General features: G+C 60.5%; 1 protein-coding gene. It reads right to left on the bottom strand.

Features of this window, described 5'->3' with window-relative positions:
* Positions 1 to 784 (bottom strand): DUF2827 family protein (locus tag U5760_RS31535; protein WP_322016218.1); only part of this gene is annotated, 784 nt, incomplete at both ends.

Genomic DNA, 784 nt, shown 5'->3' with positions numbered 1-784 from the left:
GCGTTGTGCACGAGCGGATAACCCTGCCAGCACACCTCGAGATACAGGTAATTCAACGGGTTCTCAAGCTGGTGCGAAATCACGATATCCGTGTTCTGCGCGAGAAACAGCGGCGTCTCATGACGACCGGTGAACACCGCCTTATGCTGCCGTACGATATCCAGCTGATTCATCAACGACACAAACTCCGGGCTCTCGTGCGCCAGCGCAGTGGCGTTGCACACCTGCAGCAGTTCGATATCCTCCGGACGCTGCCGGTAAGCCAGTTCGGCAATGAGCACCGGATAGAGGCAGAACTTCACGATGTTGATGTTCGGCTCGAGGACCGAAAGCCGCCGCGCTCCGGGGCTCGGCCGGTATTCTCCCCCTTGCGGAATCTCGGGGAACTCCTTGAGCCGCGACTCCATGAACATCGGACTCCATACGAACGGCACGACGCGTGCGCGTTGCCGGCGTAACACCTCCAGGTAGGCCCGGTTCACCTCGATCTGCGGAATCATCCAGATATCGTCGTAGCGCTGGTTGACGAACAGATTGCTGCCCCACATCTGTTTGCGAAACAACACGGCTTCGGTAGCCAGAATGTACTCGGAGCCGCAGCAATACGACACCAGCCGCGCGCCGCGCCGCTTGAGATAGTCGGTAGCCGCCGCATCGATCTGGCCGCCCAGTTCGATCAACACGTCGACCCGATCCTTGGCCACCTCGAACGGCAGGGTCGGAAGCGCCTGCTGGTCCCACGGCAAGGTCTGCGTGACCGGCACGGCCGTCGTATTCACGAGCA

This window comes from Paraburkholderia sp. J12 (genome assembly GCF_905220215.1).
GTDB lineage: Bacteria > Pseudomonadota > Gammaproteobacteria > Burkholderiales > Burkholderiaceae > Paraburkholderia.
Note: the sequence above shows the minus strand (reverse complement) of the source record. Positions and strands in the feature narration are given on the sequence as shown.